Origin of the sequence: Shewanella waksmanii (assembly GCF_043643685.1) — a bacterium.
In the GTDB taxonomy this organism is placed as follows: domain Bacteria; phylum Pseudomonadota; class Gammaproteobacteria; order Enterobacterales; family Shewanellaceae; genus Shewanella; species Shewanella waksmanii_A.
This window is the reverse complement of record NZ_JBHZSN010000001.1, coordinates 475,531-502,073: the sequence shown is the minus strand read 5'-3', so window position 1 is coordinate 502,073 and position 26,543 is coordinate 475,531. Positions and strand designations below refer to the sequence as shown.

Below are 26,543 nucleotides of genomic sequence, written 5' to 3'. Positions count from 1 at the left end.
AAGGCGCTAAGCCCTTAACGCCACTGACTTAGTTAGTAGCAATATCAGCAAAAATTTAACAAGCAAAACCTGCTTTAGTGCACACTTGTTCGCTAAAACTGGTCTAAAGAGTATTAAATAAGTCCCAGGAGATTGTATTGCCTGTCATCCTCAGGTAGTCTGCTCAACCACTAGCTACCAATTCAAGACAAAATCGCCAGTTAATAGGGTTTCTGCAGCGCCCAATGACTTAGCTAACGGATTTGTCCCAGAAGATTATTAACGGGTTACCGCTAAACTGATGGAAGAACAAGCTCGTCAACTCAACGCACCACCGTCAGCAAAAACGGATGAGTGTAAGCACAGTGCCAGTCATGCCCGGCACCGCAATGCTACAACGACACCCGAGATGCGCCAGTTTATCCAGCAATCGGATCTGCCTGTGGCGCAATTAGCCAAAGTACTCAATATTAGCGAAGCCACCGTGCGCAAATGGCGCAAGCGCGACTCGATTGACGACAGTCCAACTACCCCCCATCACCTCAATACAACACTCACACCGCTGCAAGAGTATGTGGTTGTCGGCTTACGATTTCAGTTAAAGCTGCCTTTAGACAGGCTGCTACAAGTGACCCAACAGTTCATCAATCCCAATGTTTCCCGTTCAGGTTTAGCACGTTGCCTGAAGCGTTATGGGGTATCGCGTATTGCCGGCATTGAGCCACCCCATGTGCCGGAGCGTTATTTCAATCAACTCCCGATTGCCCAAGGCAGTGATATTGCCACCTATACGCTTAACCCAGAAACATTGGCAAGGACCTTGGCTCTGCCAACAGACGATACCAACAACGTCGTGCAAGTGGCCTCGTTAACGATTCCACCACAGTTAACGGAACAATCCCCCAGCTCAGTGCTATTGGGCATCGACCCAAGCAGTGATTGGATTTATTTAGACATATACCAAGATGGCAATACCCAAGCCACACTACGTTATATCGCCTATGTCCTTCGACATGGGCCTTTTCATTTAAGGAAGTTGCTGGTTCGCAACTACCACACTTTTTTGCAGCGCTTTCCTGGAGCTCAGTTAACACAGGGCCTCCAACCGAAACCCGCTGACACTAACAACAAGACACCCGATGAGCGGGTATCCACTGGAGACTCATAATGAGCCAGACCTCTAAACCTTCAAAATCATCAGCAAAAAAGTCTGCCCCTAAGTCGGTAGACGCAGTGCAAGATAGCCAAGCTGATTCTCGTTTAAACAAACGCCTAAAAGATATGCCCATTGCAATTGTCGGCATGGCCAGCATCTTTGCTAACTCTCGCTATCTCAATAAATTTTGGGATCTTATTAGCGAAAAAATTGATGCGATCACTGAGTTGCCTGCAAGCCATTGGCAACCAGAAGAGTACTATGATGCTGATAAAAGCATGCCTGATAAAAGTTACTGTAAGCGCGGCGGTTTTTTACCCGATGTCGACTTCAACCCAATGGAATTTGGTTTACCGCCAAATATCCTTGAGCTGACTGACTCATCGCAACTGTTATCGCTTATCGTTGCCAAAGAAGTCCTAGAAGATGCCAATCTGCCAGCAGATTATGACCGAGATAAAATCGGTATCACACTGGGTGTTGGTGGCGGCCAGAAAATTAGCCACAGCCTAACAGCACGTCTGCAATATCCTGTACTAAAAAAAGTGTTTGCTAGCAGCGGTATCAGTGACGAAGACAGCGAAATGCTGATCAAAAAGTTCCAAGATCAGTACATCCATTGGGAAGAGAACTCTTTCCCAGGTTCACTGGGTAACGTGATTGCGGGCCGTATTGCTAACCGTTTTGACTTTGGCGGCATGAACTGCGTGGTCGATGCCGCTTGCGCAGGCTCATTAGCAGCAATGCGCATGGCGCTAAGCGAGTTGGTTGAAGGTCGCTCTGAAATGATGATCACGGGTGGTGTGTGTACCGATAACTCACCTTCTATGTACATGAGCTTCTCAAAAACACCAGCGTTTACAACCAATGACACTATTCAACCATTTGATGTCGACTCTAAAGGCATGATGATTGGTGAAGGCATCGGTATGATTGCCCTCAAGCGTCTAGAAGATGCCGAGCGCGATGGCGACAGAATCTATTCTGTGATTAAAGGTATCGGCTCATCATCGGACGGTAAGTTTAAATCCATTTACGCGCCGCGCCCATCTGGCCAAGCAAAAGCCCTTAACCGGGCCTATGAAGATGCGGGATTTGCACCGCATACCCTTGGATTGATTGAAGCCCACGGCACAGGCACCGCTGCCGGTGATGCGGCTGAGTTCGCCGGTCTTTGCTCGGTGTTTGAACAAGACTGTGATGATAAACAACACATCGCTTTAGGCTCGGTTAAATCGCAAATTGGCCACACTAAATCAACCGCAGGTACCGCCGGATTAATTAAAGCGGCATTGGCGCTGCATCATAAAGTGCTGCCACCAACCATTAATGTCAGCCAGCCTAGCCCGAAACTTGATATTGAGAATTCGCCATTTTATCTCAACACTGAAACTCGCCCTTGGCTACCGCGTGTTGATGGTACGCCACGTCGTGCCGGCATTAGCTCATTTGGTTTTGGTGGCACAAACTTCCACTTTGTATTGGAAGAGTATCAAGCTGAACATAGCCGTGACGATGCAGATAAAGCAAAATATCGCCAGCGTCAGGTAGCTCAAAGCTTCCTAATCAGTGCTGGTAGCAAAGCTGAGCTAATCACAGAACTGACTAAGTTAAACCAACAAGCAGCGCAAGCTGATTTCATTATCAAAGACAGTGCCGCTAATTATGCCGTCAAGGCAATAGAGGCAACCGCAGCACGTATCGGTATTGTTGCTGAAGATGCTGCTAGCCTGCAAAATCAGCTAACCCAAGCAATTAGTAAGCTACAAAGCAGCGAAGAGACAAGTTGGCAGTTACCAAGCGGCACCAGCTATCGTGATAGTGCCCTAGTCAACGACCAAGTCAAAGTCGCAGCCCTATTTGCAGGTCAAGGTTCGCAATACCTAAATATGGGACGCGAGCTAGCTTGTTACTACCCAGAAATGCGTCAGCAATGGGTCAGCGCCGACAAAGTATTTGCCAGCAATGATAAAACTCCGCTTTCGCAAATCGTTTATCCAAAGCCGGTATTTAACAAACAAGATGTTAAAGCCCAAGAAAGTGTACTGACCAATACCGCCAATGCCCAAAGCGCAATTGGTGCTATGTCTATGGGGCAATATGCGCTATTCAGTGCAGCTGGCTTTAATGCCGATATGGTCGCTGGTCACAGCTTTGGTGAACTGAGCGCTTTATGTGCCGCTGGTGTCATTAGCGAGCAAGATTACTACAAGTTAGCCTTTGCCCGTGGTGACGCCATGGCAACAAAAGCTGAACCTAAAGCTGGCGAATCTAAAGCTGATAGCGGCGCCATGTACGCCATCATCACCAAAACCGATGATGACCTTGCGACCCTAGAAGCAACGATTGCAAAATTCGATGGTGTGAAAGTTGCCAACTACAACGCGCCAACACAATCTGTTATCGCAGGTCCTACCGCCTCAACCGCAGAAGCGGCGAAAGCGTTAGCAGAACTAGGTTATAAAGCCATTAATCTGCCAGTATCTGGTGCGTTCCATACCGAGTTAGTCGGTCATGCCCAAGCGCCATTTGCCAAAGCCATCGACGCTGCTAAGTTCACTAAGCCAAGCCGCACTCTTTATTCAAATGCCACGGGTAAAGCCTATGAAAATAGTGGTGCAAAAATTAAAACAGCGTTCAAGAAACACATGTTGCAATCGGTCCGCTTTACCGACCAGTTAGCAGCAATGTATGACGCTGGTGCCCGTGTATTTGTTGAATTTGGCCCTAAGAACATTCTACAAAAATTGGTACAAGGCACCTTAGCCAACAAAGGCGAAGAAATTTGTGCCATTGCGGTTAACACCAACCCGAAAGCGGATAGCGACGTTCAACTTAAGCAAGCTGCATTGCAACTTGCTGTTGCAGGGGTAAGCCTAGACAGTATCGATCCATATCAGGCCGATATTGCCGCGCCAGCCAAAGCATCACCAATGAATATCACCCTAAATGCGGTGAACTACATTAGTCCTGCCACACGCAAGAAGATGCAAGACTCGCTAAACCAAGGCCAAATTTCTAGCACGATTGTTGTTGAAGAAAAGATCGTAGAAAAAGTGGTAGAGAAAGTTGTTGAAGTAGAAAAAATCGTTGAAGTACCAACGGTTGTGGAAAAAGTTATCGAAGTGGCTGCACCGCATCAAGATGCTGCTCAGTCTGTTAATCATCCCATCAATGAGAGTGCCGTATCTGTGTCTCAAGATAAAAAACCAAACGTTGGTGTATCAACCGATGCGCTATCGCAATTCTTTGCAGCACAACAACAAGCTGCGCAGCTGCACCAAGACTTCCTACAGATCCCGCAGCAATATGGTGATACCTTCACCACATTGATGGCCGAGCAGACTAAACTGGCTAACAATGGCGTTGCATTACCAGAAAGCCTACAGCGCTCTATGGAGCAATTCCATCAGTTGCAAGCGCAAACTGTGCAGAGCCACACCCAGTTCCTTGAGATGCAAGCTAACAGCAACAATGCAGCACTGGCTGCGCTGTCTGGCGTTCAGGCAGTACATGCTGTTACAGCCCCAGCCATTACAGCGCCAGTGATCAATGCAGCCCCTGCACCACAAGTAGCTAGCACTGTGCCTGTAACAACAGCGCCAGTATCGGCGGCTCCTGTAACTGCTTCAGCAGTTCAAGCACCAGCAGCGCAAACTCAAGCCCCTGCCGCACCGGTACCAACAGCCACACCAGCGCCGATGGCAGCTAAAACCGTCGCAGAGCCTCAAGTGACTCCTGTTGCACCTGTAGCTCCTGTTGCGCAAGCAATGTCGGCACCCGCGGCTCCTGCAACAGCGAGCTTAAATGCCGATCAAGTTCAAGCTACCATGATGGCAGTTGTCGCAGAAAAAACCGGTTACCCAACGGAAATGCTTGAACTTGAAATGGATATGGAAGCCGATTTAGGTATCGATTCTATCAAGCGCGTTGAGATCTTAGGTACGGTACAAGATGAGCTACCTAGCTTGCCAGAACTGAGCCCAGAAGATTTAGCCGAGTGTCGTACCCTAGGCGAAATCGTCACTTACATGAACAGCAAACTGCCAGCTGATAGTGTTGCAGCGGTAGCTTCTGCTGCACAAGTAAGTGCACCTGCAACTGGCGGGTTAGATGCGTCACAAGTACAAGCTACCATGATGAGTGTGGTCGCTGACAAGACGGGTTACCCAACCGAAATGCTTGAGCTTGAGATGGATATGGAAGCCGATTTAGGTATCGATTCTATCAAGCGTGTTGAGATCTTAGGGACGGTACAAGATGAGTTACCCGGTCTGCCGGAGCTTAGCCCAGAAGATTTAGCTGAGTGCCGTACATTGGGCGAAATCGTTGCTTACATGAACAGCAAACTGCCTGCTGGCGGCAACGTGGCTGCTGTGGCTCCTGCGCCACAAAGTGCTGCGCCCGCAGCAACTGGCGGGTTAGATGCGACTCAAGTGCAAGCCACCATGATGAGTGTGGTCGCCGACAAGACCGGTTACCCAACCGAAATGCTTGAGCTTGAAATGGACATGGAAGCCGATTTAGGTATCGACTCGATCAAGCGTGTTGAAATTCTGGGTACAGTGCAAGATGAACTTCCAGGCCTACCTGAGCTAAATCCAGAAGATCTTGCCGAGTGTCGCACCCTAGGTGAAATCGTTGCTTACATGAACAGCAAGCTACCTGCTGGCGGCAGCGTCGCGGCTGTAGCTCCTGCACCACAAAGCGCTGCACCCGCAGCAACTGGCGGGTTAGATGCGACTCAAGTGCAAGCTACCATGATGAGTGTGGTCGCTGACAAAACCGGTTATCCAACTGAAATGCTTGAACTGAGCATGGACATGGAGGCCGATTTAGGCATCGATTCAATCAAACGTGTTGAAATTCTCGGAACAGTACAAGATGAACTTCCAGGCTTACCAGAACTAAACCCAGAAGATCTTGCTGAGTGCCGCACATTGGGCGAAATCGTTGCTTACATGAACAGCAAGTTACCTGCTGGCGGCAACGTCGCAGCAGTGGCTCCTGCGCAACAAAGTGCTGCACCCGCAGCAACTGGCGGACTAGACGCTACTCAAGTACAAGCTACCATGATGAGTGTGGTCGCTGACAAGACCGGTTATCCAACTGAAATGCTTGAACTGAGCATGGACATGGAAGCAGATCTAGGTATTGACTCAATTAAACGAGTTGAAATCTTAGGTACAGTGCAAGATGAGCTACCTGGCCTTCCTGAGCTAAATCCAGAAGATCTCGCCGAATGTCGCACCCTAGGCGAAATCGTTGCTTACATGAACAGCAAACTACCGGCAACAGCCCCTGTTGCAGCAGCGCCTGACGCGACGGCCGCAGTAGCCTCTGCTGACATAGATGCAGCTAAAGTACAGTCCACCATGATGAGTGTGGTTGCTGATAAAACCGGTTATCCAACCGAGATGCTTGAACTGAGCATGGATATGGAAGCCGATTTAGGTATCGATTCAATTAAGCGTGTTGAAATCCTAGGGACAGTGCAAGACGAGCTGCCAGGACTACCTGCACTCAACCCAGAAGATCTTGCCGAGTGTCGTACTCTAGGTGAAATTGTTGATTACATGAACAGCAAACTAGGCAGCGCGCCAACTGCTGTTGCAAAGCCAGCTGCAGCACCAAATCAACCGAGTGTTGAGTTGCCACCCCATGATGAGGTAGCGCTAAAAAAGCTTGATGCGGCGAGCAAAGTAACAGGTTGCTTCGCCGCTAACAGCAGTGTTGTGATCACCGATGATGGTCACAACGCCGGTGTTTTAGCTGAGAAGCTAGTTAAACAGGGACTGCAAGTCGCTGTGGTTCGCTTACCTGAAGGTCAACCGCAATCACCACTAAGCAGTGATGTGGCAAGTTTTCAAGCCAAAACCAGTGACGAAGAAGGGATTAAAATTGTCATAGGCCAAATCGAGCAACAACTGGGCAATATAGCAGGTTTCATTCACCTGCAGCCGGAGTTTAGCTCAGATGAGTCACAGGCAATCAACTTAAACGACGCAAGCTTTGAGCAGGTCAATCAAGCTTTCCTTTGGGCTAAGTTACTACAACCTGCCCTTTGTAAAGACAGTGGCGCACGCCGCAGCTTTATCACCGTCAGTCGCATTGATGGCGGGTTCGGCTACCTAAATGCTGATCTGCTAGCAAATGCAGAGCTAAACCAAGCGGCACTTTCAGGGTTAACCAAAACCCTTAGCCATGAATGGCCTACGGTATTTTGTCGCGCGTTGGATATTGCGCCTAAGCTTGAAGCAGTGCAAATTGCAGATGCTATTGTTGCCGAACTATTTGACCAAAAAGGCGTGGCAGAAGTAGCGATTGCCGCTCAAGGTGAGCAGCTACTGCGTCATACCTTAGTGGCTGATACAGCGGTCAATAAAACCGCAGCAGCTCAGCTAGATAGCGCAGATAAAATACTGGTGACCGGGGGCGCAAAAGGCGTAACCTTTGAATGTGCACTGGCGCTTGCTACGCGCAGTCAATCACACTTCATCTTGGCAGGTCGCAGTGAACACCAAGCCATTCCACAGTGGGCCGCAGGCAAAACAGCCAGCGAGCTAAAACCTGCTGCCATTGCCCATATCATTGCTAGCGGCGAAAAGCCGACACCTAAGCAAGTCGATGCGCTAGTGTGGCCGGTACAAAGTAGTCTAGAAATTAGCCATGCTTTGACTGAGTTTGAAAAGGTCGGTGCGAGCGCAGAATATGTCAGCATGGATGTCACTAACAGCCAAGCTATCAGCCAAGCCCTTGCGGCACTAAAAGGCGTCAGCCAGGCCAGTGATATTACCGGTATCATTCACGGTGCTGGGGTACTGGCAGACAAACATATTCAAGATAAAACCTCTGCCGAGCTTGCTCGCGTTTATGGCACAAAAGTCAATGGTTTAAAAGCGTTACTGGCTGCGATAGAGCCGAGTAACCTCAAGTTGCTAGCGATGTTTAGTTCAGCGGCGGGTTTCTATGGCAATACAGGTCAAAGTGACTATGCCATGTCCAATGACATTCTCAACAAAGCGGCGCTGCAATTTAGTGCTCGTTACCCAGCTAAAGTGATGAGCTTTAACTGGGGTCCTTGGGACGGCGGCATGGTTAATCCAGCATTGAAGAAGATGTTTACCGAACGCGGCGTGTATGTCATTCCGCTAAAAGCTGGTGCTGAACTGTTCGCTAACCAGCTACTTAACGAAACAGGTGTGCAACTGCTTATCGGTACCTCAATGCAAGGTAACAGCAGCAATGAAGCTGGAGAGACTGCTGTAAAAAAGCTTAATGCGGGTGAGGTGCTAAACGCATCGCGCCCGCTTGCGGCTACGTCGGTCACGCGCACACTTGACCTTAAAGCATTGGCATTTATTAATGACCATTGCATAGGTGGCAACCCAGTATTGCCTACCGTGTGCGCGATTCAGTGGATGCGTGAAGCCGCTAGCGAGATGCTAGGTTCACGCGTTTCTGTCCGCGACTATAAGCTGCTCAAGGGCATCGTATTTGATAGCGCTGCACCACAGCAATTGACCTTGGCGTTGACGCCCGGTGATGATGGTCAATCACTACAGGCTTTAATCAGTGCTAATGATCGACCCCAGTATAAAGCTAACTTAGTTGCTGATAAGCAGCCGCTACCATTGGTAAGCAAACTCAGCAAATACACTGGAGTCATCGCTCCAGGGGCGAGCTTGTACCAGGACGGCACCTTGTTCCATGGACCGCGTTTACAAGGCATTAGTGCAATCACCCGCTTTGACGAGCAAGGGTTATCGGCAAATTGCCGTATCACCGATGTCAGTCTCAGTGATTGTGGTGAATTTGCGCCACGCCAGTACCAAGGTGGTAATCAAGTGTTTGCTGAAGACTTGATGTTACAAGCCATGTTGGTATGGGCCCGAATGCAATATGGGGCTGCGAGTTTACCTGGCAGTATTGAACAATTTGATCTGTTTACGCCGCTTAACTTTGGTGATGATGCCGTGATTGAAATGAGTGTCGTTAAGCACAGCCATCGCGCGTTGGTAGCCGATGTCGCCTTGTATCACGCCAACGGTGAACTGAGCGCTAAAATGACGGCGGCGAAAGTCACCATCAGTAAGGGCTTAAATGATGCGTTTATTGCCCATCAACCAGCGAGTGAGGCGACGCGCTAATGGCTAGCTCTCATTATGATTCTAGCGTTAACTCGACAACCAATAAGGTGATGCCTTTGCGCATCGCCTTATTGGCACTGCCTAACGCTTCGCCGTCAGATGCGTTGCTAGAGCAGGTATTACCGGACCTGCATCGCAGCGCAGTTTTTAAGCAGACTATTGAACATACCATCGTTCGCATCAATGTGGATGATTTTGAAGCTAACTTAACCGCGACAATTGAGGCGATTAATCAAGATCAGATAGTGATCTTAACCGCCCAATGTCCGCAGACGAGCAAGCCATTATCATTACTGATGATGCCTGCGCTAAAAGCGGCGCAACTGCGCATTCACCCCCACGCACAACTTGCAGCGATGCAACAAAGTGCCCAAGGACTTGAGCAAGCACAAAATGCCGCGCTACAACAAGCAAAACGCAGCGCGACTGATGTTAGCCGCAGCCAAGATTTCCATGACCTAAACAGCCAAGCTCAATTTGCTGAAGTCTACGGTTTGATTGAGGCGATTGCGTCACGGACTTGGCAGCGTGAGCCCAGTAACCAAGGGGTATCGCTGAGTCCAAAGCAAGCGAAAAGCCATTACTGGTTTACCGAGCACCATCAAGCTCGTGTTGCCACAATAAGCTTTACCGATAAGCAAAATCATGCCGTCAGTTATGTGCTGTCTCAAGCCAGTGGTCAGTTACCGGCAAAATCGTTACTGGGCCTCGAACAACTGTTATTTGTGGTCCAAGGTAATAGTCACACTGAGTTAAGCAGCAGTTTACAGCAGCTCAAGCAGCAAGTTATTGGCGAGCCATTAACACTGCTTGAAGCCATGCAGGCTAATTTACTTGCAGTCAGTGAAGCCACAGCCAAATATCGCGCGGTATTGCAAGCCACATCGGTCACGGCACTACAAGCTGAAATTGATGCATTGATGGCCGCGCTTGAGGGGCAATTTACCGATGACGCTAGCGCGCCTTATCGCACGCCAGCAGGCAGCTATTTTGCAAAGGAGGCCTTAGGCGATACCCAGCATCAAGCACTTGCTTTTGTCTACCCTGGGGTGGGAACAGTTTATGCGGACATGTTCAGTGAGCTGCATCAATACTTTCCAGCCTTATACGCTGAACTTGAGCGAGCTGGTAACCTCAAAGCGATGTTACAAGCCGAGTCAATTTATCACCTCGATTCCAACGTCGCTGCCAAGATGTCACTTGGCGATCTCGCCATTTCTGGGGTGGGCAGTAGTTATATGCTGACCCAACTGTTAACGCAGACGTTTAATATTACCCCAGACTTTGCCTTAGGCTACTCGATGGGTGAAGCGTCTATGTGGGCAAGTTTAGGTGTTTGGCAAAACCCCCATGCATTGATTGCTAAAACACAAACCGATCCGCTATTCACCTCAGCAATTTCGGGGCCGTTAACGGCGGTAAGAGCAGCTTGGCAACTGGATGAGCATGACAGCATCGACTGGAATAGTTTCGTTGTGCGCAGTAACAAAGCAGATATTGCTGCGCTACTACCCAACTATCCGCGTGCTTATCTCGCCATTGTGCAAGGGGATACCTGTGTGATTGCAGGCTGTCAGCAGCAATGTAAAGCATTGCTAAGCGAATTAGGTAAACGGGGCATTGCCGCCAACCGAGTCACGGCAATGCACACGACACCCGCTCTGACTGAGCATGCTAATGTCATCAACTTCTACGATCAGCCACTGTGTGATGATATTGATAACCGAGTCAAATTCATCAGTGCTGCATGTTTAAACAATGCTGATGATCAAGCTGTTAATCAACATCAGTCACTATCCAGTAGTGTGGTAGCCAAATCTATCGCCGATACTTTCTGCCAACCCTTAGACTTTACCGCGCTGATTCATAGTGCCCAACGTCAAGGTGCGCAGCTATTTGTTGAAATTGGTGCAGACAGACAAAACTGCACCTTAATTGACAAAATCGTCAAGCAAGATGGCGCGGATGCCAGTCACTGTTGCACAGTTCCGTTAAATGCCAAAGGTGGCAGTGACGCAACTCATTTACTTAAAGCCTTGGGACAGTTAATCAGTCACCAAGTGCCGATGTCATTACAGCCTTTATTAAACGGCCTAGCCCGTGAAATTGCCCTATGTCGTGAGCAGCTGCTCGCCAGCAATGATAGAGCCAATGACATTACTTTACCGATAGGGGAAGTCTCATGTCGTTAGTAGACAAGTCTTCAGACCAACGTAAAACCAAACAAAACAAAATCGCCATTGTTGGCCTAGCCACGCTCTATCCGGATGCCAAAACACCACAACAGTTTTGGCAAAACCTACTAGATAAGCGTGATTCACGCTCAACGCTCACTGATGAGAAGTTAGGCGCTAACAGTCAAGATTACCAAGGTGTTCAGGGCCAATCGGACCGTTTTTATTGCGATAAAGGCGGTTACATTGAAAACTTTAGCTTTAATGCCGACGGCTATCAGCTAAGTAGCGATACCCTCAATGGACTAGATGATAGTTTTCTTTGGGCACTCGACACCAGCCGTAAAGCGCTGGAAGACGCGGGTGTGACGCTCGATGATAGCCAAACACTGCAGCGCACTGGCGTAATAATGGGTGCGTTAAGCTTCCCAACCGCACGCTCTAACGATCTGTTTCTGCCTATTTACCACAGTGCTGTCGAAAAAGCGTTACAAGATAAGCTAGGTAATAGTGCATTCCAATTAAACCCAACCAATGCCAACTCAGCACGCGCAAAGCAAGGTCAAGCGGTTGATGTCGCCAATGGCGCTATTGCCCATAATACCTCCAAGGTTGTGGCTGATGCTCTGGGTTTAGGCGGCGCGCAGCTTAGCCTAGATGCTGCCTGTGCAAGCTCGGTGTATTCGCTTAAGCTGGCTTGTGATTATCTCACCACAGGTAAAGCCGACGTCATGTTGGCCGGGGCGGTTTCAGGTGCAGATCCCTTCTTCATCAACATGGGCTTTTCAATATTCCATGCTTACCCGGATCACGGTGTTTCAGTTCCGTTTGATGCAGACAGTAAAGGCTTATTTGCAGGTGAAGGCGCAGGGGTATTAGTGCTAAAACGCCTCGATGATGCCCAACGTGATGGCGATAAGATTTATGCCGTCGTCAACGGTGTTGGCTTATCTAATGACGGTAAAGGCCAGTTCGTTCTTAGCCCAAACCCTAAAGGCCAAGTGCGGGCCTTCGAACGCGCCTATGCAGCAAGCGATATTGCGCCTAAGGACATTGAAGTGATCGAATGTCATGCCACCGGAACACCGCTGGGTGACAAGATTGAATTAACTTCAATGGAGCAGTTCTTTGCCGACAAGCTTGAAGGCAACCCAGCACCAATGATTGGCTCAGCTAAATCTAATCTTGGTCACTTGCTGACTGCGGCGGGAATGCCAGGGATCATGAAAATGATTTTCGCCATGCGCGAAGGCGCCCTGCCCCCAAGCATTAACATCAGCGATGCCATCAGTTCACCCAATGGATTATTTGGCAGCCGCACCCTGCCGAATCAGGTGACACCTTGGCCAGTTAAGGTTGATAACCAAGCGCGTCATGCTGGGGTGTCAGTGTTTGGCTTTGGCGGCTGCAATGCGCACCTGCTGTTAGAGTCGTATTGTGCCGATGAAACCTTAGTCGCGACCCCAAAACCAACCACTCCCGCCGCGATGAAAGTCACCGGCCTGGCTGGTCACTTCGGGCCTCTTAGTAGCATCGACCAGCTTGATAGTGCTATCAGTAAGCAAACAAACGGCTTTATCTCGCTTCCAAAACAACGTTGGAAAGGGCTAGAACAACACAGAGAACTGCTCAACCAGTTTGGCTTAGCAGATGCCCCTAAAGGCGCCTATGTAGAAAAATTTGAGCTGGACTTCCTGCGCTTTAAACTGCCACCGAATGAAGATGATCGCCTGATTTCACAGCAATTAATGCTAATGCGGGTCACCGACGAAGCCATTCGCGATGCAAAATTGCAACCGGGACAAACCGTGGCCGTCTTGGTCGCTATGGAAACAGAACTGGAACTGCATCAATTCCGTGGTCGAGTCAATCTACATACCCAGCTGGCACAAAGTTTAGCGGCCATGGGCGTGAGTTTATCTGACAGTGAATACCAAGCACTTGAAGCCATCGCCATGGACAGTGTACTGGATGCAGCCAAGCTTAATCAGTACACCAGTTTTATTGGCAATATCATGGCGTCACGCATTGCATCACTGTGGGATTTCAATGGCCCAGCCTTTACCATTTCTGCTGCTGAGCAGTCGGTAAGCCGCTGTGTCGATGTCGCACAAAACTTGATGTCAGAAGACAATATCGATGCGGTAGTCATTGCTGCGGTAGACCTATCTGCCAGCTTTGAGCAAGTGATATTGAAAAACCATATCGCCCCTGTTGCTGCTGATCCAAGTTCACCACAGCCAGGTAGCTGGAATGTGGGTGAAGGTGCCGGTGCGATGGTGTTAGTCAAACAAGGCAGTGCATTGGCCGAGCGGCAAACCGGTTACGCAACACTTAACGGACTCAGCTTTGGTCACGTCAATGATGCAAACCAGATAAGTGATGACTTGCTATCAATGACTCACACCCATAGCAACCAAATTAAAGTGGCTGAAACCAGCATCGCCCCGGGCAGCTTGGCCTATAGTCCAATTGGCTTAAGTCGCGCCCAACAAACCTGTGCTGAACAGCGTATCGGTCACTGTTTCGCAGCGGCCGGTATGGCGAGTTTATTACATGGTTTACTCAACTTGTCTAAACAGACCGTCACGGCTCAAGATCAGCAACATGCGCTGGTCACCAATATCAGCGAAAATCAGCTGTCGCAATTATTGCTTAGCCAAAACCAGGCGCAACAACAAGCATTGAGCCAACGACTAAGCCAAGAATTGCAATCGGACGCCAAACACCAACTGATTAAACAAGTCCACTTAGGCGGCCGTGATATTTATCAGCATATCGTCGACACGCCCCTTGAGCAGTTGCCAACAATTCAACAAAAACTGGCTCAATCTCAACATTCTAGCGTTAGCAAGCCGCCGCTACGTTTCGTCGCTCGTCAACCGCAAACTCGAAACCAAGCCTCGGCCACATTGCAACCCAACCCGCTATTAGGTACTCCTACGCCAATGACAACAGATACTCTTAAAACAAACCCGACGACAATTAATGTCAGTCAGGGTGATCTCAACGCGTTTCAACAAAACCAACAGCTGACTCAACAGGCACACCAAGCTTTCCTACAAAGCCGCGCCTCAGGTATGAAAGTCGCTGATGCACTGCTAAAGCAGCAACTTGCCCAAGCCACTGGCAGCCAAGCTTTGAATTCAACGCCTGCGCCAGCCGCGAGCGTTGCCGCGCTACCAACATCAACCTTGGCAGAAGTTAAACCGGATCATGCCAACGTGCCGCCCTACACGGCGCCAGTTCCAGCATTGAAACCTTGCATCTGGAATTATGATGACCTCGTTGAATATGCAGAAGGTGATATCGCCAACGTATTTGGCCAAGACTACGCCATTATCGACGGTTACTCTCGTCGCGTACGTCTACCCACCACAGATTACTTGCTAGTATCTCGCGTGACTAAACTTGATGCGACGATGAACGAGTTTAAGCCATGTTCGATGACCACTGAATATGACATTCCAGTGGATGCACCTTACTTGGTTGATGGTCAGATCCCTTGGGCCGTGGCGGTGGAATCTGGTCAGTGCGACTTAATGCTGATCAGCTACTTAGGTGTTGATTTTGAAAACAAGGGTGAGCGCGTCTATCGCCTACTTGATTGTACCCTTACCTTCTTGGGCGATCTGCCTCGTGGCGGCGATACCCTACGTTACGATATTAAGATCAATAACTATGCCCGTAACGGCGATACCTTATTGTTCTTCTTCTCTTACGAGTGTTTTGTGGGCGATAAGATGATCCTGAAAATGGATGGCGGTTGCGCAGGCTTCTTCACCGACGAAGAGCTTGCCGATGGCAAAGGGGTTATCCGCACCGAAGATGAGATCAAGGCGCGTGAAATGGCGACAAAACGGGTGTTCAAGCCACTACTCGACTGCCCTAAAACCCAGTTTAGCTACCCGGAAATCCACCAGCTACTTTCAGCTAACATCGAAGGCTGCTTTGGTCCAAGCCATGCGGGAGCGGCACAACCCTCACTATGCTTTGCCTCAGAAAAGTTCTTAATGATTGAACAGGTGAGCAAAGTTGATCGCCAAGGCGGCGCATGGGGACTTGGTCTGATTGAAGGCCATAAGCAACTTGAGCCCGATCATTGGTACTTCCCATGCCACTTTAAAGGTGACCAAGTCATGGCCGGCTCATTGATGGCCGAAGGCTGTGGCCAACTACTGCAGTTCTACATGCTGCATTTAGGTATGCACACCCATACTAAAAATGGTCGTTTCCAGCCGCTAGAAAACGCCTCGCAAAAAGTGCGTTGCCGCGGTCAGGTTATCCCACAGTCAGCCCAGCTAACTTACCGTATGGAAGTCACAGAAATTGGCTTTAGCCCACGTCCATATGCCAAAGCTAACATCGATATTTTACTTGATGGCAAAGCTGTCGTGGATTTCCAAAACTTAGGGGTAATGATCAAAGAGGAAGATGAGTGTACGCTATACCCACTTCTGCAAAACAGTGAGCAAAAAGCACCAACTGAAACAGCTCAAAAACAATATCAAGGCGCTTCAGTTAACGCGCCACTGATGGCTCAAATCCCTGATTTAAGCAAAACGCCTAACAAAGGCGTGATCCCCATTAAGCATGTGGAAGCCCCTATCACACCGGACTATCCAAACCGAGTGCCAGATACTGTACCGTTTACGCCTTACCATATGTTTGAGTTTGCTACTGGCAATATCGAAAACTGTTTTGGTCCGGAGTTTTCTATCTACCGCGGCATGATCCCACCGCGTACACCTTGTGGTGACTTACAGCTCACCACTCGAGTGATTGAGGTTAATGGCGAACGTGGCGATTTCAAAAACCCGTCTTCTTGTATTGCCGAATATGAAGTGCCAACAGATGCATGGTATTTCGACAAGAATAGCCACCATGCTGTGATGCCTTATTCGGTACTGATGGAAATTTCATTGCAACCAAATGGCTTTATCTCTGGCTACATGGGTACAACCCTAGGGTTCCCAGGCCTTGAGCTGTTTTTCCGTAACCTCGACGGTAGTGGCGAACTACTACGTGATGTAGATCTGCGCGGTAAAACCATTGTCAACGACTCGCGTCTGCTGTCGACTGTGATGGCGGGCACCAATATCATTCAAAGCTTTAGTTTTGAATTGAGTACAGATGGCGAACCTTTCTACCGCGGTACTGCAGTGTTTGGTTATTTCAAAGCCGAAGCACTAAAAGATCAGCTCGGACTGGACAACGGCAAAGTGACTCAACCGTGGCATGTGAAAAATGCGGTGAGCGCCGACCACAAAGTTAATCTGCTAGACAAACATAGCCGTTACTTTACAGCGCCTGCTAACCAGCCACACTATCGTCTTGCTGGTGGTCAACTTAACTTCATCGATAGCGTTGAAATTGTTGAAAAAGGCGGCACAGAGGGCCTAGGCTACCTTTACGCTGAGCGCACCATTGACCCAAGTGATTGGTTCTTCCAGTTCCACTTCCATCAAGATCCGGTTATGCCAGGTTCATTGGGTGTTGAAGCCATTATTGAAACCATGCAGACTTATGCGATTAATCAGGACCTTGGTGCTGGATTTACCAACCCTAAATTTGGTCAAATCCTCTCCAATATTAAATGGAAATACCGTGGCCAAATTAATCCACTTAACAAGCAAATGTCGATGGATGTCAGCATTACCTCAGTAAAAGATGTTGACGGTAAGAAAGTCATCACAGGTAACGCAAGTTTAAGTAAAGATGGCTTACGTATTTATGAAGTGACGGATATTGCTATCTGCATTGAAGAGTCTGTCTAACCCCATTGGCAGCCAAAAGGTCACTTTTGGCTGCATAAAAAATTCGCGCTAGAACGATAAAAATGAAAAGGTTTTGAATATTATGAATTCGACGACAACCAATGAACAGCTCTCTCCTTGGCCATGGTCAGTCACTGAAAGCAACATCCAGTTTGACACCCAGGCAATGGGACAGCAGCTTAAAGATTTTAGCCGTAGCTGTTATGTGATAAACCATGCTGAAAAAGGCATCGGCATTGCTCATGATGCTCAAGTTGCAGCTAGTGGCAAAGTTGATAGCCAAGCACATCCGGTCAGCGCTTTTGCCCCAGCGTTAGGCACAGAAAGCTTAGGCGATAGCAACTTTCGTCGAGTACACGGCGTAAAATATGCCTACTACGCTGGTGCGATGGCCAACGGAATCTCCTCTGAAGAGCTAGTTATCGCCCTGGGTAAAGCAGGTATATTGTGCTCATTTGGTGCCGCGGGTTTAATTCCATCGCGTGTAGAAGCCGCCATTAACCGCATTCAAGCGGCACTGCCAAATGGCCCATATATGTTTAACCTCATTCACAGCCCAAGTGAACCCGCACTTGAGCGTGGCAGTGTAGAACTATTTCTAAAGCACAAGGTACGCACCGTTGAAGCCTCAGCGTTCTTAGGTCTCACACCACAAATTGTATACTACCGTGCTGCTGGCCTAAGCCGAGATGAACAGGGTAATGTTGTTATTGGCAACAAAGTTATCGCTAAAGTTAGTCGTACCGAGGTGGCTGAAAAGTTCATGATGCCAGCACCAGCGAAAATGCTACAAAAGCTGGTAGATGAAGGTGCGATTACCCCAGAGCAGATGGAATTGGCGCAACTGGTGCCGATGGCTGATGATGTCACTGCTGAAGCGGATTCAGGTGGTCATACCGATAATCGTCCACTGGTGACCTTATTGCCGACCATTCTTGCACTAAAAGACGCCATCCAAGCGAAATACCAATATGCGACTCCCATTCGTGTTGGCTGTGGTGGCGGTGTTGGCACACCAGATGCGGCGCTTGCAACCTTTAACATGGGCGCAGCTTACATCGTAACGGGCTCAATCAACCAAGCTTGCGTTGAAGCTGGTGCCAGTGAGCACACACGCAAACTATTGGCCACGACGGAAATGGCAGATGTGACCATGGCGCCAGCTGCCGATATGTTTGAGATGGGCGTGAAACTGCAAGTGGTTAAACGCGGCACCCTATTTCCAATGCGCGCCAATAAGCTCTATGACATTTATACCCGTTATGACTCAATTGAAGCCATTCCTGCCGATGAGCGTGAAAAGCTTGAGAAGCAGGTATTCCGTTCAAGCTTAGATGAAATTTGGGCTGGCACGGTTGCCCACTTCAACGAGCGCGATCCAAAACAGATTGAGCGTGCAGAAGGCAATCCAAAGCGTAAAATGGCACTGATTTTCCGCTGGTACCTTGGCTTATCAAGTCGCTGGTCTAACTCGGGTGAAGCCGGTCGTGAAATGGACTACCAAATCTGGGCAGGCCCAGCACTTGGCGCCTTTAACCAATGGGCTAAAGGCAGTTATTTAGATAACTACCAAGACCGTAACGCCGTCGATTTGGCCAAACACTTAATGTATGGTGCAGCCTATCTCAACCGCATTAACACCTTAACGGCACAAGGTATCAAACTGCCTAACGAGCTTCTGCGCTGGCGTCCCACTGAGCGCATGGCATAATCCGCCACGATAAAAAAGCCGCGAAATTCGCGGCTTTTTTATTTTTTATTACTCACTAGGTTGAATCACTAAGCTGGCAACCGGATCGCTAGGTAACAATGGCGTCGGCTGGTGCGTGCCATACTCATCAAAGCCCGCTCGGTAAAACTCAGACAATGGATGCCCTGACTGACCACCAGGAATCGCCATTATCCCCTGAGATTCACGGCCAGGTTGCACCACAAATCGCTGTGACGCGCCGAAACTATTACGCTGAACTGCTGGCATATAACTGTCACCAAAACCCTCCACACTTGGCATATCCAGCAGCTGACTCAGCATGGGCATCTGTTTAGAAAATGGATGCTGCACGGTTAATTTATTCACTAATCCCCAACGCAACAAATTCATATCGCCGCTAACTTGTGGATCATACTGCTGTTGTAACTCTTGCTTTGCCTGTCGATAAGCCGCTACGCTGAAGTCTTGCCATGATGCATAATCTGCTGCTAACCAATCTTGAGGTTGCTGCTTAATAAGCTGCCACATTGGCGTTTCAAGATTACGTTTTATCACTGATAAACTGAGCGATTGCTTTTTCAATCCCGCTTCCAGCGGCGCGAAAGTGGCATCAATCAGCTGATCTCTAAAATGGCGAACCAAGGTATAGCCCACTGAATCACTGCAGGCACACTGTTGCCACTGTGCCAACGCTTGCAAGTCTTGAGCAAACTCTTGCGGGTTTTGTGACAACACCTTCACCAAGTATTCATGCCATGGGGTCAAAAAGTGTGCAGTATTATCGAACTGCATGGCAAAGAATAACCGCTCATCAAACTGCTCATGAGCAAACAAGTTATCTCTAACCTGCTCTGCTCTGGCGCCTAGTGCGTAACCACCATCACCGAAACGTTGGTGCTCATCGGCTGACATCACCCGTGAATTTGCACTCCATAAGCGGTGGGTTGATGGATTGTGGATCACTGGCAGTTGCGACTCATCTTGCTGCCAAAGATCACTTTGATAATCTTGCGGCGATTGCGCAATATCGCTGATATGGGTTCGAGAAGGCACCGCACCTGTTGGCTGCCATGCTGCGCTTCCTTGGTTGTCAACAATCAGTAGATTCTGCACTGGAATACCAAAATGCTTCGCCTTTTCAAGCCCTTCACTGACCGTTTTCACCGTTTCTAATCCCATTAGCTGCATATCCACAGCATAGGGTTGATGAGCAACCCAAGCCAGCGCATAAGCTTTACCATCAATGCGTTTAACCGGGCCAAATCGGCTCAGTTCAAGCTCATATTGATGCTCACCCTTGGGGAGTTTAATGACTTCGTTTTCAACTTGGGTTGGCTCGTCAGTCGCCAGTTCAATCCAGTCAGCGGTGTCGATATAGGCATTGGTGAAGCCCCAAGCAACATGATTATTGCTGCCGACAACGATGGCTGGCGCCCCAGGCAACGACACGCCAGTGACTTGAACAGGCTCTCCATGAGAATCTTGATAATTTAGCTGAGCGCGATACCAGATAATCGGCACCGCAAATGACAAGTGCATATCATCGGATAACATAGCATGACCAGTTTGGGTGACATCACCCGTTACTGCCCAGTTATTACTACCGACTTCAACGGGTTCAAGAATGTTGTCAACCTGATGCATCGCGACTTTTGGGGAATTGAGCGCAGGTACATCGACCTCAGGAGTTGCTAATTCACTGCCATCAATCGCGGCCTGATAGCGACTGTTTTGATTGACAAATGCCAACATATCATCGCCAAAGTAACGGGCTACCTGAGTCAGGGTGAGATCCCGTTTCACCGTACCAGATTGTAAATCTAGGTACATGCTAAAAATCACTAACAAGCTGTCAGCACTGCGCCATGGTTCAGGCTTACTTTGGGTGAGGAGATATTCAAACGAGCGCAAACTTTGAGCGGCAAGCGATTCATTGACACCTGCGGCATAGTCTTGCAATAGTTGCTTATCAGCAACACTCATATTGGCCACAATCATCTCTGCTCGCTGCCTAAACTGATGAAAACGTTGGCGCTCATCTAATTTTATTGCCGCTGGGCCAAAAATTTCAGCTAACTCACCTGCAGCATTACGGCGTAACAAATCCATCTGAAAGAATCGATCTTGGCCGTGGGCATAACCTAAGGCATAAGCCGCATCGTTGCGGTTTGCTGCGTTAATTACCGCAGTACCTAAACTATCGCGTTGTAAATTGACTGGCTTTGAAACCTTATCGGTTGTAACTGTGCCATTGAGTTTAGGTAGGCTAGATGATAAACCGGCATACACAGCGATGGCAGCCATAAAAGCCATGACTAAGGTTGCTATCAACAACTTCTTTATTATTTTCATAGTGTAACTATTTCTTTTATGCGTGACTGCCCACTATAACGACAAGTTATTAAGATGTTAACAGCCAAGTTTAGATTTAATGCTCTAACGGTTGAAACCTCGCAAACTTTAAAGCGCAACCCTAGCTGAGCATATTGAGCCGATATTAAGTATGTTTAATCATAAATATTGGCAATCCCCCATTAAAATGTCGTAGATTGGCGAACTCACTCATCGGCAATACCGCAAATATGAGAAAACCGCTCATCTCTTTTCCTGAGTCACTCATTGCCGCTAAATTAAATTAAGGAGCTTGAATGGCTTGGATCTGCCAACACTGTCATACCAAGATAGAAGAAAACAGTTTTGAAGTATGCTGGAATTGCGGTTGTGAACAAGGTCAAACCGCCCCAATCGACGCAGCACCGACCAAACTTAACTGCCTACGCTGTGATATACCGCTGACTCAACTTGGCGAAAAATCATTTCATGAAGGCGCGCGCTGGGGAGCACTTGGTAACCTAGCGGAACTATTTGTCGATAAACAGCCACTAGATATGTATGCCTGCAATCGTTGCGGCAAAGTCGAGTTCTTTTTGCCGAAAACTCGTTAAAATATAGCGCTTTGAGGGTTACCCCCTCAGCAGACTAACCTGTTCCTTTATCTAATTAACGTTAAAAATCTAAGGTAATCTATGATTGCAGTCATATTTGAAGTACAAGTCGCAGATGGAAAGACAGCTGAGTATTATAGGGCGTGTTGATCCTTCGAGGTTATTTTTGCAGCAGTTTGCGGGTTCTTTTATACAAGGCAGAGGCTTTGATATGTAGCCCGCTACTTGATAAGCCGATAACGACGTAGAAATAAGCCGCAAACGCTGCCCGAAGGGTTCGGCTAAAAGCATTTTACTCTTTGTTGAGCGGTATTTTGCTTAGCATGCTAGGCGGCAAACCACTCGTCGTGATTAAAACGCTTTTATCTCGAACAAAATTTAATCGCGAAAGATCAACACGCCCTTGATATTGCCAACGAGATCAAACCACTGCTTGCCGAAGTTGACGGATTTATTTCCATTGAGCGTTTCCAAAGCCTTAGCGATAATCGCAAAGTATTATCACTGTCCTTTTGGCGTGATGAACAAGCGATTGCGAAGTGGCGACAAATTGAAGCACATCGATTGGCACAATCCAAAGGACGTGATGGCGTATTTGCACAATACCGACTAAGGGTTGCCAGTGTGATACGAGATTATGGCATGGATAAACGCGACCAAGCACCTGCTGATAGCGTAACTGTCCACGGTTAAGCAGCGCACCGCTTGATATTGACCATGTAATACAAAGCTGTAGCTGTCCAGCATAGTCGTAAAATAGGGTTACACAGTAACAGCAAGGGATAGTCAACATTTATCAAGGTACTGGATGCTAGTTAGCGACTTTGTATAAGTTAAGGGAATTTGCTCAAGCTTAATATCGAGCCAACATTTAGGGAAAAATGATGAATTCAGATCGCAATATCTTATTAATCCTCGGTGCAATTTTTAGCGCCATTGCCGCTCTCGCTCACCTTGGCTGCATCGTTTTTGGTGCTACATGGTATCGGTTTTTCGGTGCTGGTGAACAGATGGCTCAAATGGCCGAGCAAGGCCTTTGGTACCCTAGCATTGTTACAAGTGTCATCGTGTTGGTGCTGTTAATCTGGTCGATGTATGGATTATCTGGCAGTAGAGTCATTGTAAAACTGCCCTTGTTAAAACTGGGCTTAATCACCATATCATTAATATATCTGCTGCGTGGATTTGGCTTTGTCGCCATTATGCCGATGTTTCCTGATAATAGTTTAACGTTTTGGCTAGTCAGTTCGAGTATCTGTATTGTCATCGGATTATGCTACGCCATAGGCACTTATCAAAATTGGCGCCAGTTATCCTCATAGTGCAGATTAACACTCACTGACGCGTTCCTATTTACCCTTAAGATGGAGGTAATATGATTTATTCAACGACAGACACGATTCCGGGAAGAGAGATAGCGCAAATTGTCGGCGTTGTCATGGGCAATGTCGTGCAGTCAAAACATATTGGTCGTGACATCATGGCCGGTTTGAAAGGCATCGTCGGCGGAGAGTTGCGAGGCTATACCGAAATGATGACTGAGGCACGAGATACCGCGATACAGCGCTTGATTGAAAACGCCAATGAAAAAGGCGCCGATGCCGTGGTGGGTATTCGTTTTACCACCAGCGCAATAATGGATGGCTCGTCGGAAATAATGGTATTTGGCACCGCAGTTACCCTAAAGCCGTAACCCCAAAGCGCTGAGCGCTAGGCTCTGAGGCAATATGGCTCTTGGCAGTTTGATCACTCAGTAGGGCGTGTTGATCTTTCAAGATGATTTTTGCAGCAGTTTGTGGATTGATAATGCTGCTTTTGGCGTTGGGCTTATCTACGAGTTAGCCAAAAGCGCCAAAGCAGCAAAGGGGAATAACCGACTCTATCAATACATGACATCGACTTGCTATCGTTTATCTTGCGTAAGCACAAATACCCGTGTATTGCGTTTATGCTGATATTTATATCATCTCTTCAAAATGATAAATCACTTTGTGATTCACAAATCATTTTTGATAATCATTCAAACCAAGCGTGGTGTTTTTCCCCCATAAATGCGATTAGTATGGCCACATACATTGTTTGGCCTAGTCTTTAGCTAGGCTACCACTGACAGGATAGATGAATTATGACTCATGCAATTATTTCCGATCTTGAAAATCGTTATACCGCTAAACGTTACGATGCAAGCAAGCGCATTTCTGCTGAAGATATGGCGGTGATCTATGAAGCCACCAGACTGTCAGCCTCATCAATCAATTCACAGCCATGGAAATTCATTGTCATTGAATCAGATGCAGCGAAACAACGCTTTCACGATACTTTCGCCAACAAGTTCCAATTTAACCAGCCTCACGCCAAATCGGCATCTCATATCATGCTATTTGCTTACAACCCTAAGTATACTCGTGATGATTATGCCAAAGTGGTCGATAAAGGCATCATTGATGGCCGTACCAAGCCAGAAGATCGCGAGCAAGCATTTGCAGGGTTTGCCTTTGCAGAATTAAATACTGATGAAAGTGGCGACACCTCAACATGGACCAAGTCACAAACCTATTTAGCACTAGGCAATACCCTGCATGTGCTAGCACGATTAGGTATTGACTCTACCACCATGGAAGGCGTTGATAGTGAGATGATAGGTGAAATATTCAAAGACGAGCTTGACGGTTATGTGTGTGAAGTGGCTTTAGCGATGGGCTATCACCACAGCACGGAAGACTATAACGCCAGTCTACCTAAATCTCGCTTAGCAATGGATGAAGTGTTACAGGTCTTATAATCGGTAAGTTTGTTAAACTCCAGTCATAGTCTCGCTCGAGCAGGCAGCGTTATACGCTGATTCAATTAACGGTTGTCGCAGTGTCGAATATCAGTAAACTGTGACAACCATTTGCTATCTACTGTCATTAATGGCAAAACCCAATAAAAAAGGCCCAACCCGCACTGTCGACATTTTTTGTGCTAACTGCAAAGCACTGCTGTATAAATATCGCAAAGGGGGGAAAGGTGCGCTGGTTAAGTGCTTCAAAGAACGTATAGTCACCGATCATACCCAGCAAGCTTGCACCTGCCCACAATGCCAACAGGTATTTGCCCGTGATACTTTAGTGCGCGGTACACCCGCTTTTAAAATGATAGGCGGCAAAGTGTTTATGAAATAGTGCGATACCACCCTAAACACCTTGCCGACGACTTAGCAAATAATGACCAGCCCAATGTTCGCCTACTAAATAGCCACTATTTACCATTACACAGATCATTTACCATTAAACAGATCAATCACGCTTGCAGTTGTTGCGCGAACACCGGTTTTGATGGTGAGTGGATAATCGGGGGCAAACTGGCTTGAGTGCAGCGATGGTAACTGCTTGCCGGACTCAATAACCCGTTGATACTTATCGGGCTCAACCCCACCAAGCCAAAATATGGTGATTGGACGCTTTTCAGGCGTCAAGCCATATAAACCAAAGTCTTCACCCGCCATGACAGGTTGTGCTTCTACGACATTCTCGCTGCCAATGGCACTACGAATACTGTCGCTAATTTTAGTTGTTTGCTGCGGATCGTTATAGGTCGATGGAATAGTCTCATCACTGTGCACATAGACACTCGGTAATAGCTCTTCGGTGAGTCCCACACTAATGCCTATCCCTTTAACGATTCGTTTAATAGCTGCAATTTGCTGCAGTCTTACATCAGGATCATAAGAGCGCAATGTTAACTGAAGCTTCACTTCATTAGAGATAATATTGTGCTTCGAACCACCATGAATTGAGCCTACAGTCACCACATTTGGCGCAAGCGGTGATACCTCACGGCTGGGAATGGTTTGCAGTGCCAACACAATCCTTGCCGCCAATACTACGGGATCGATGGTCGTGTGAGGATATGCCCCATGACCGCCCTTACCTTTGACGCTGATATCCACTGAATCAACATTGGCCAGCGCGTAGCCAGGCGTTATCCCCACCTGCCCGGCCGGTAACGATGCACTAACATGCAATCCTAAAATATGATCGGGCGTTGGAAACTCGCTAAACAAGCCCTGCTTTAACATTGCCTTGGCGCCGCCACCCACCTCTTCTGCAGGTTGAGCCACCATCATCAGCGTGCCTTTCCACGCTGATTTATGCTTAACAAGCTGCTCTGCCGTGCCAATAAAACTGGTCATGTGAATATCATGACCACAACCATGCATCACCCCAACGGTATTATTGTCTTTATCTTTGGTGGTCACGGTAGACGCATAAGGCTTACCCGTTTGCTCAGTAATCGGTAAGCCATCGGTGTCGGCGCGCACCATAATGGTTGGGCCATCGCCATTTTTGAAAATACCAACAACACCATAGCCACCATAATTATCCGTCACATCAAAACCCAAACGTTTGAGCTCAGCAGCCATTCGCTGGCCGGTTTGCTTTTCATGATAAGACAATTCTGGATGTTGATGTAAATGGAGGTAGAGCTGCTCAAGCTGAGGTAAGGATTGAGACACACTTTGTTCAAGCTGTTGCGGCGTTGGTTTAGCTTGGCTGCCAAACGACAACAACATTGCCAAAGCGAGTGCACTAAATTGATGGTAATGATTCATGAAATATCCCTATAAACCTATCGTGGCTATTTGCCACAGCAACGTCGCAGCTGGGCA

13 protein-coding genes and 1 pseudogene are annotated in these 26,543 nt (G+C 48.0%); 12 read left to right on the top strand and 2 right to left on the bottom strand.

Annotated features, from left to right (window positions below; all coding sequences use genetic code 11):
• The first annotated feature begins 280 nt into the window (after positions 1-280).
• From ACHUFW_RS02160 to pfaD, 5 genes are all read left to right on the top strand, one after another.
• The gene (locus tag ACHUFW_RS02160; protein WP_394200340.1) at positions 281-1,147 is read left to right on the top strand and encodes a transcriptional regulator; all 867 of its coding nucleotides are present in this window, start codon (positions 281-283) and stop codon (positions 1,145-1,147) included.
• Positions 1,147-9,285 carry a phosphopantetheine-binding protein gene (locus ACHUFW_RS02155; protein ID WP_394200339.1) on the top strand — a complete coding sequence of 2,713 codons (8,139 nt, stop codon included), beginning with the start codon at positions 1,147-1,149 and terminating at the stop codon, positions 9,283-9,285. The genes ACHUFW_RS02160 and ACHUFW_RS02155 overlap by 1 nt, the downstream gene beginning before the upstream one ends.
• Positions 9,285-11,477 carry a PfaB family protein gene (locus ACHUFW_RS02150; protein ID WP_394200338.1) on the top strand — a complete coding sequence of 731 codons (2,193 nt, stop codon included), beginning with the start codon at positions 9,285-9,287 and terminating at the stop codon, positions 11,475-11,477. The genes ACHUFW_RS02155 and ACHUFW_RS02150 overlap by 1 nt, the downstream gene beginning before the upstream one ends.
• Positions 11,468-17,236 (top strand): hotdog fold thioesterase, encoded by a 5,769-nt coding sequence (locus ACHUFW_RS02145; RefSeq protein ID WP_394200337.1) that lies wholly within the window; start codon positions 11,468-11,470, stop codon positions 17,234-17,236. The genes ACHUFW_RS02150 and ACHUFW_RS02145 overlap by 10 nt, the downstream gene beginning before the upstream one ends.
• Positions 17,237-17,318: 82 nt before the next feature.
• On the top strand, positions 17,319-18,947 hold the full coding sequence (pfaD, locus tag ACHUFW_RS02140; protein WP_394200336.1) for an eicosapentaenoate synthase subunit PfaD: 1,629 nt from the start codon (positions 17,319-17,321) through the stop codon (positions 18,945-18,947).
• Positions 18,948-18,995: 48 nt separating this feature from the next.
• Here the strand turns inward: pfaD and ACHUFW_RS02135 are convergent, their stop codons facing one another.
• Complete coding sequence (locus tag ACHUFW_RS02135; RefSeq protein ID WP_394200335.1) at positions 18,996-21,299, bottom strand: penicillin acylase family protein; 2,304 nt, start codon at positions 21,297-21,299, stop codon at positions 18,996-18,998.
• 296 nt (positions 21,300-21,595) lie between these two features.
• Between ACHUFW_RS02135 and ACHUFW_RS02130 the strand changes: the two genes are divergently transcribed.
• From ACHUFW_RS02130 to ACHUFW_RS02100, 7 genes and pseudogenes are all read left to right on the top strand, one after another.
• Positions 21,596-21,892, top strand: a complete 297-nt coding sequence (locus ACHUFW_RS02130) for a hypothetical protein (RefSeq protein ID WP_394200334.1) — start codon at positions 21,596-21,598, stop codon at positions 21,890-21,892.
• Positions 21,893-22,273: 381 nt separating this feature from the next.
• Positions 22,274-22,453, top strand: a pseudogene (locus tag ACHUFW_RS02125) (antibiotic biosynthesis monooxygenase family protein); the annotation flags it as partial.
• 3 nt (positions 22,454-22,456) lie between these two features.
• The gene (locus tag ACHUFW_RS02120) at positions 22,457-22,585 is read left to right on the top strand and encodes a hypothetical protein (RefSeq protein WP_394200333.1); all 129 of its coding nucleotides are present in this window, start codon (positions 22,457-22,459) and stop codon (positions 22,583-22,585) included.
• A 191-nt stretch (positions 22,586-22,776) separates the two neighbouring features.
• Positions 22,777-23,214: a hypothetical protein gene (locus ACHUFW_RS02115; protein ID WP_394200332.1), complete on the top strand. Its 438-nt coding sequence runs from the start codon at positions 22,777-22,779 to the stop codon at positions 23,212-23,214.
• 53 nt (positions 23,215-23,267) lie between these two features.
• A complete protein-coding gene (locus ACHUFW_RS02110; protein WP_394200331.1) occupies positions 23,268-23,585 on the top strand; it encodes a heavy metal-binding domain-containing protein in 318 nt (105 codons plus the stop codon).
• Between the two features lie 432 nt (positions 23,586-24,017).
• A complete protein-coding gene (locus ACHUFW_RS02105) occupies positions 24,018-24,674 on the top strand; it encodes an NAD(P)H-dependent oxidoreductase (protein ID WP_394200330.1) in 657 nt (218 codons plus the stop codon).
• A 130-nt stretch (positions 24,675-24,804) separates the two neighbouring features.
• Positions 24,805-25,056 (top strand): hypothetical protein, encoded by a 252-nt coding sequence (locus ACHUFW_RS02100; protein ID WP_394200488.1) that lies wholly within the window; start codon positions 24,805-24,807, stop codon positions 25,054-25,056.
• A gap of 95 nt (positions 25,057-25,151) precedes the next feature.
• On the opposite strand, the gene ACHUFW_RS02095 is transcribed toward ACHUFW_RS02100, so the two are convergent.
• The gene (locus tag ACHUFW_RS02095) at positions 25,152-26,486 is read right to left on the bottom strand and encodes an amidohydrolase (RefSeq protein ID WP_394200329.1); all 1,335 of its coding nucleotides are present in this window, start codon (positions 26,484-26,486) and stop codon (positions 25,152-25,154) included.
• Between the last annotated feature and the right edge of the window lie 57 nt (positions 26,487-26,543).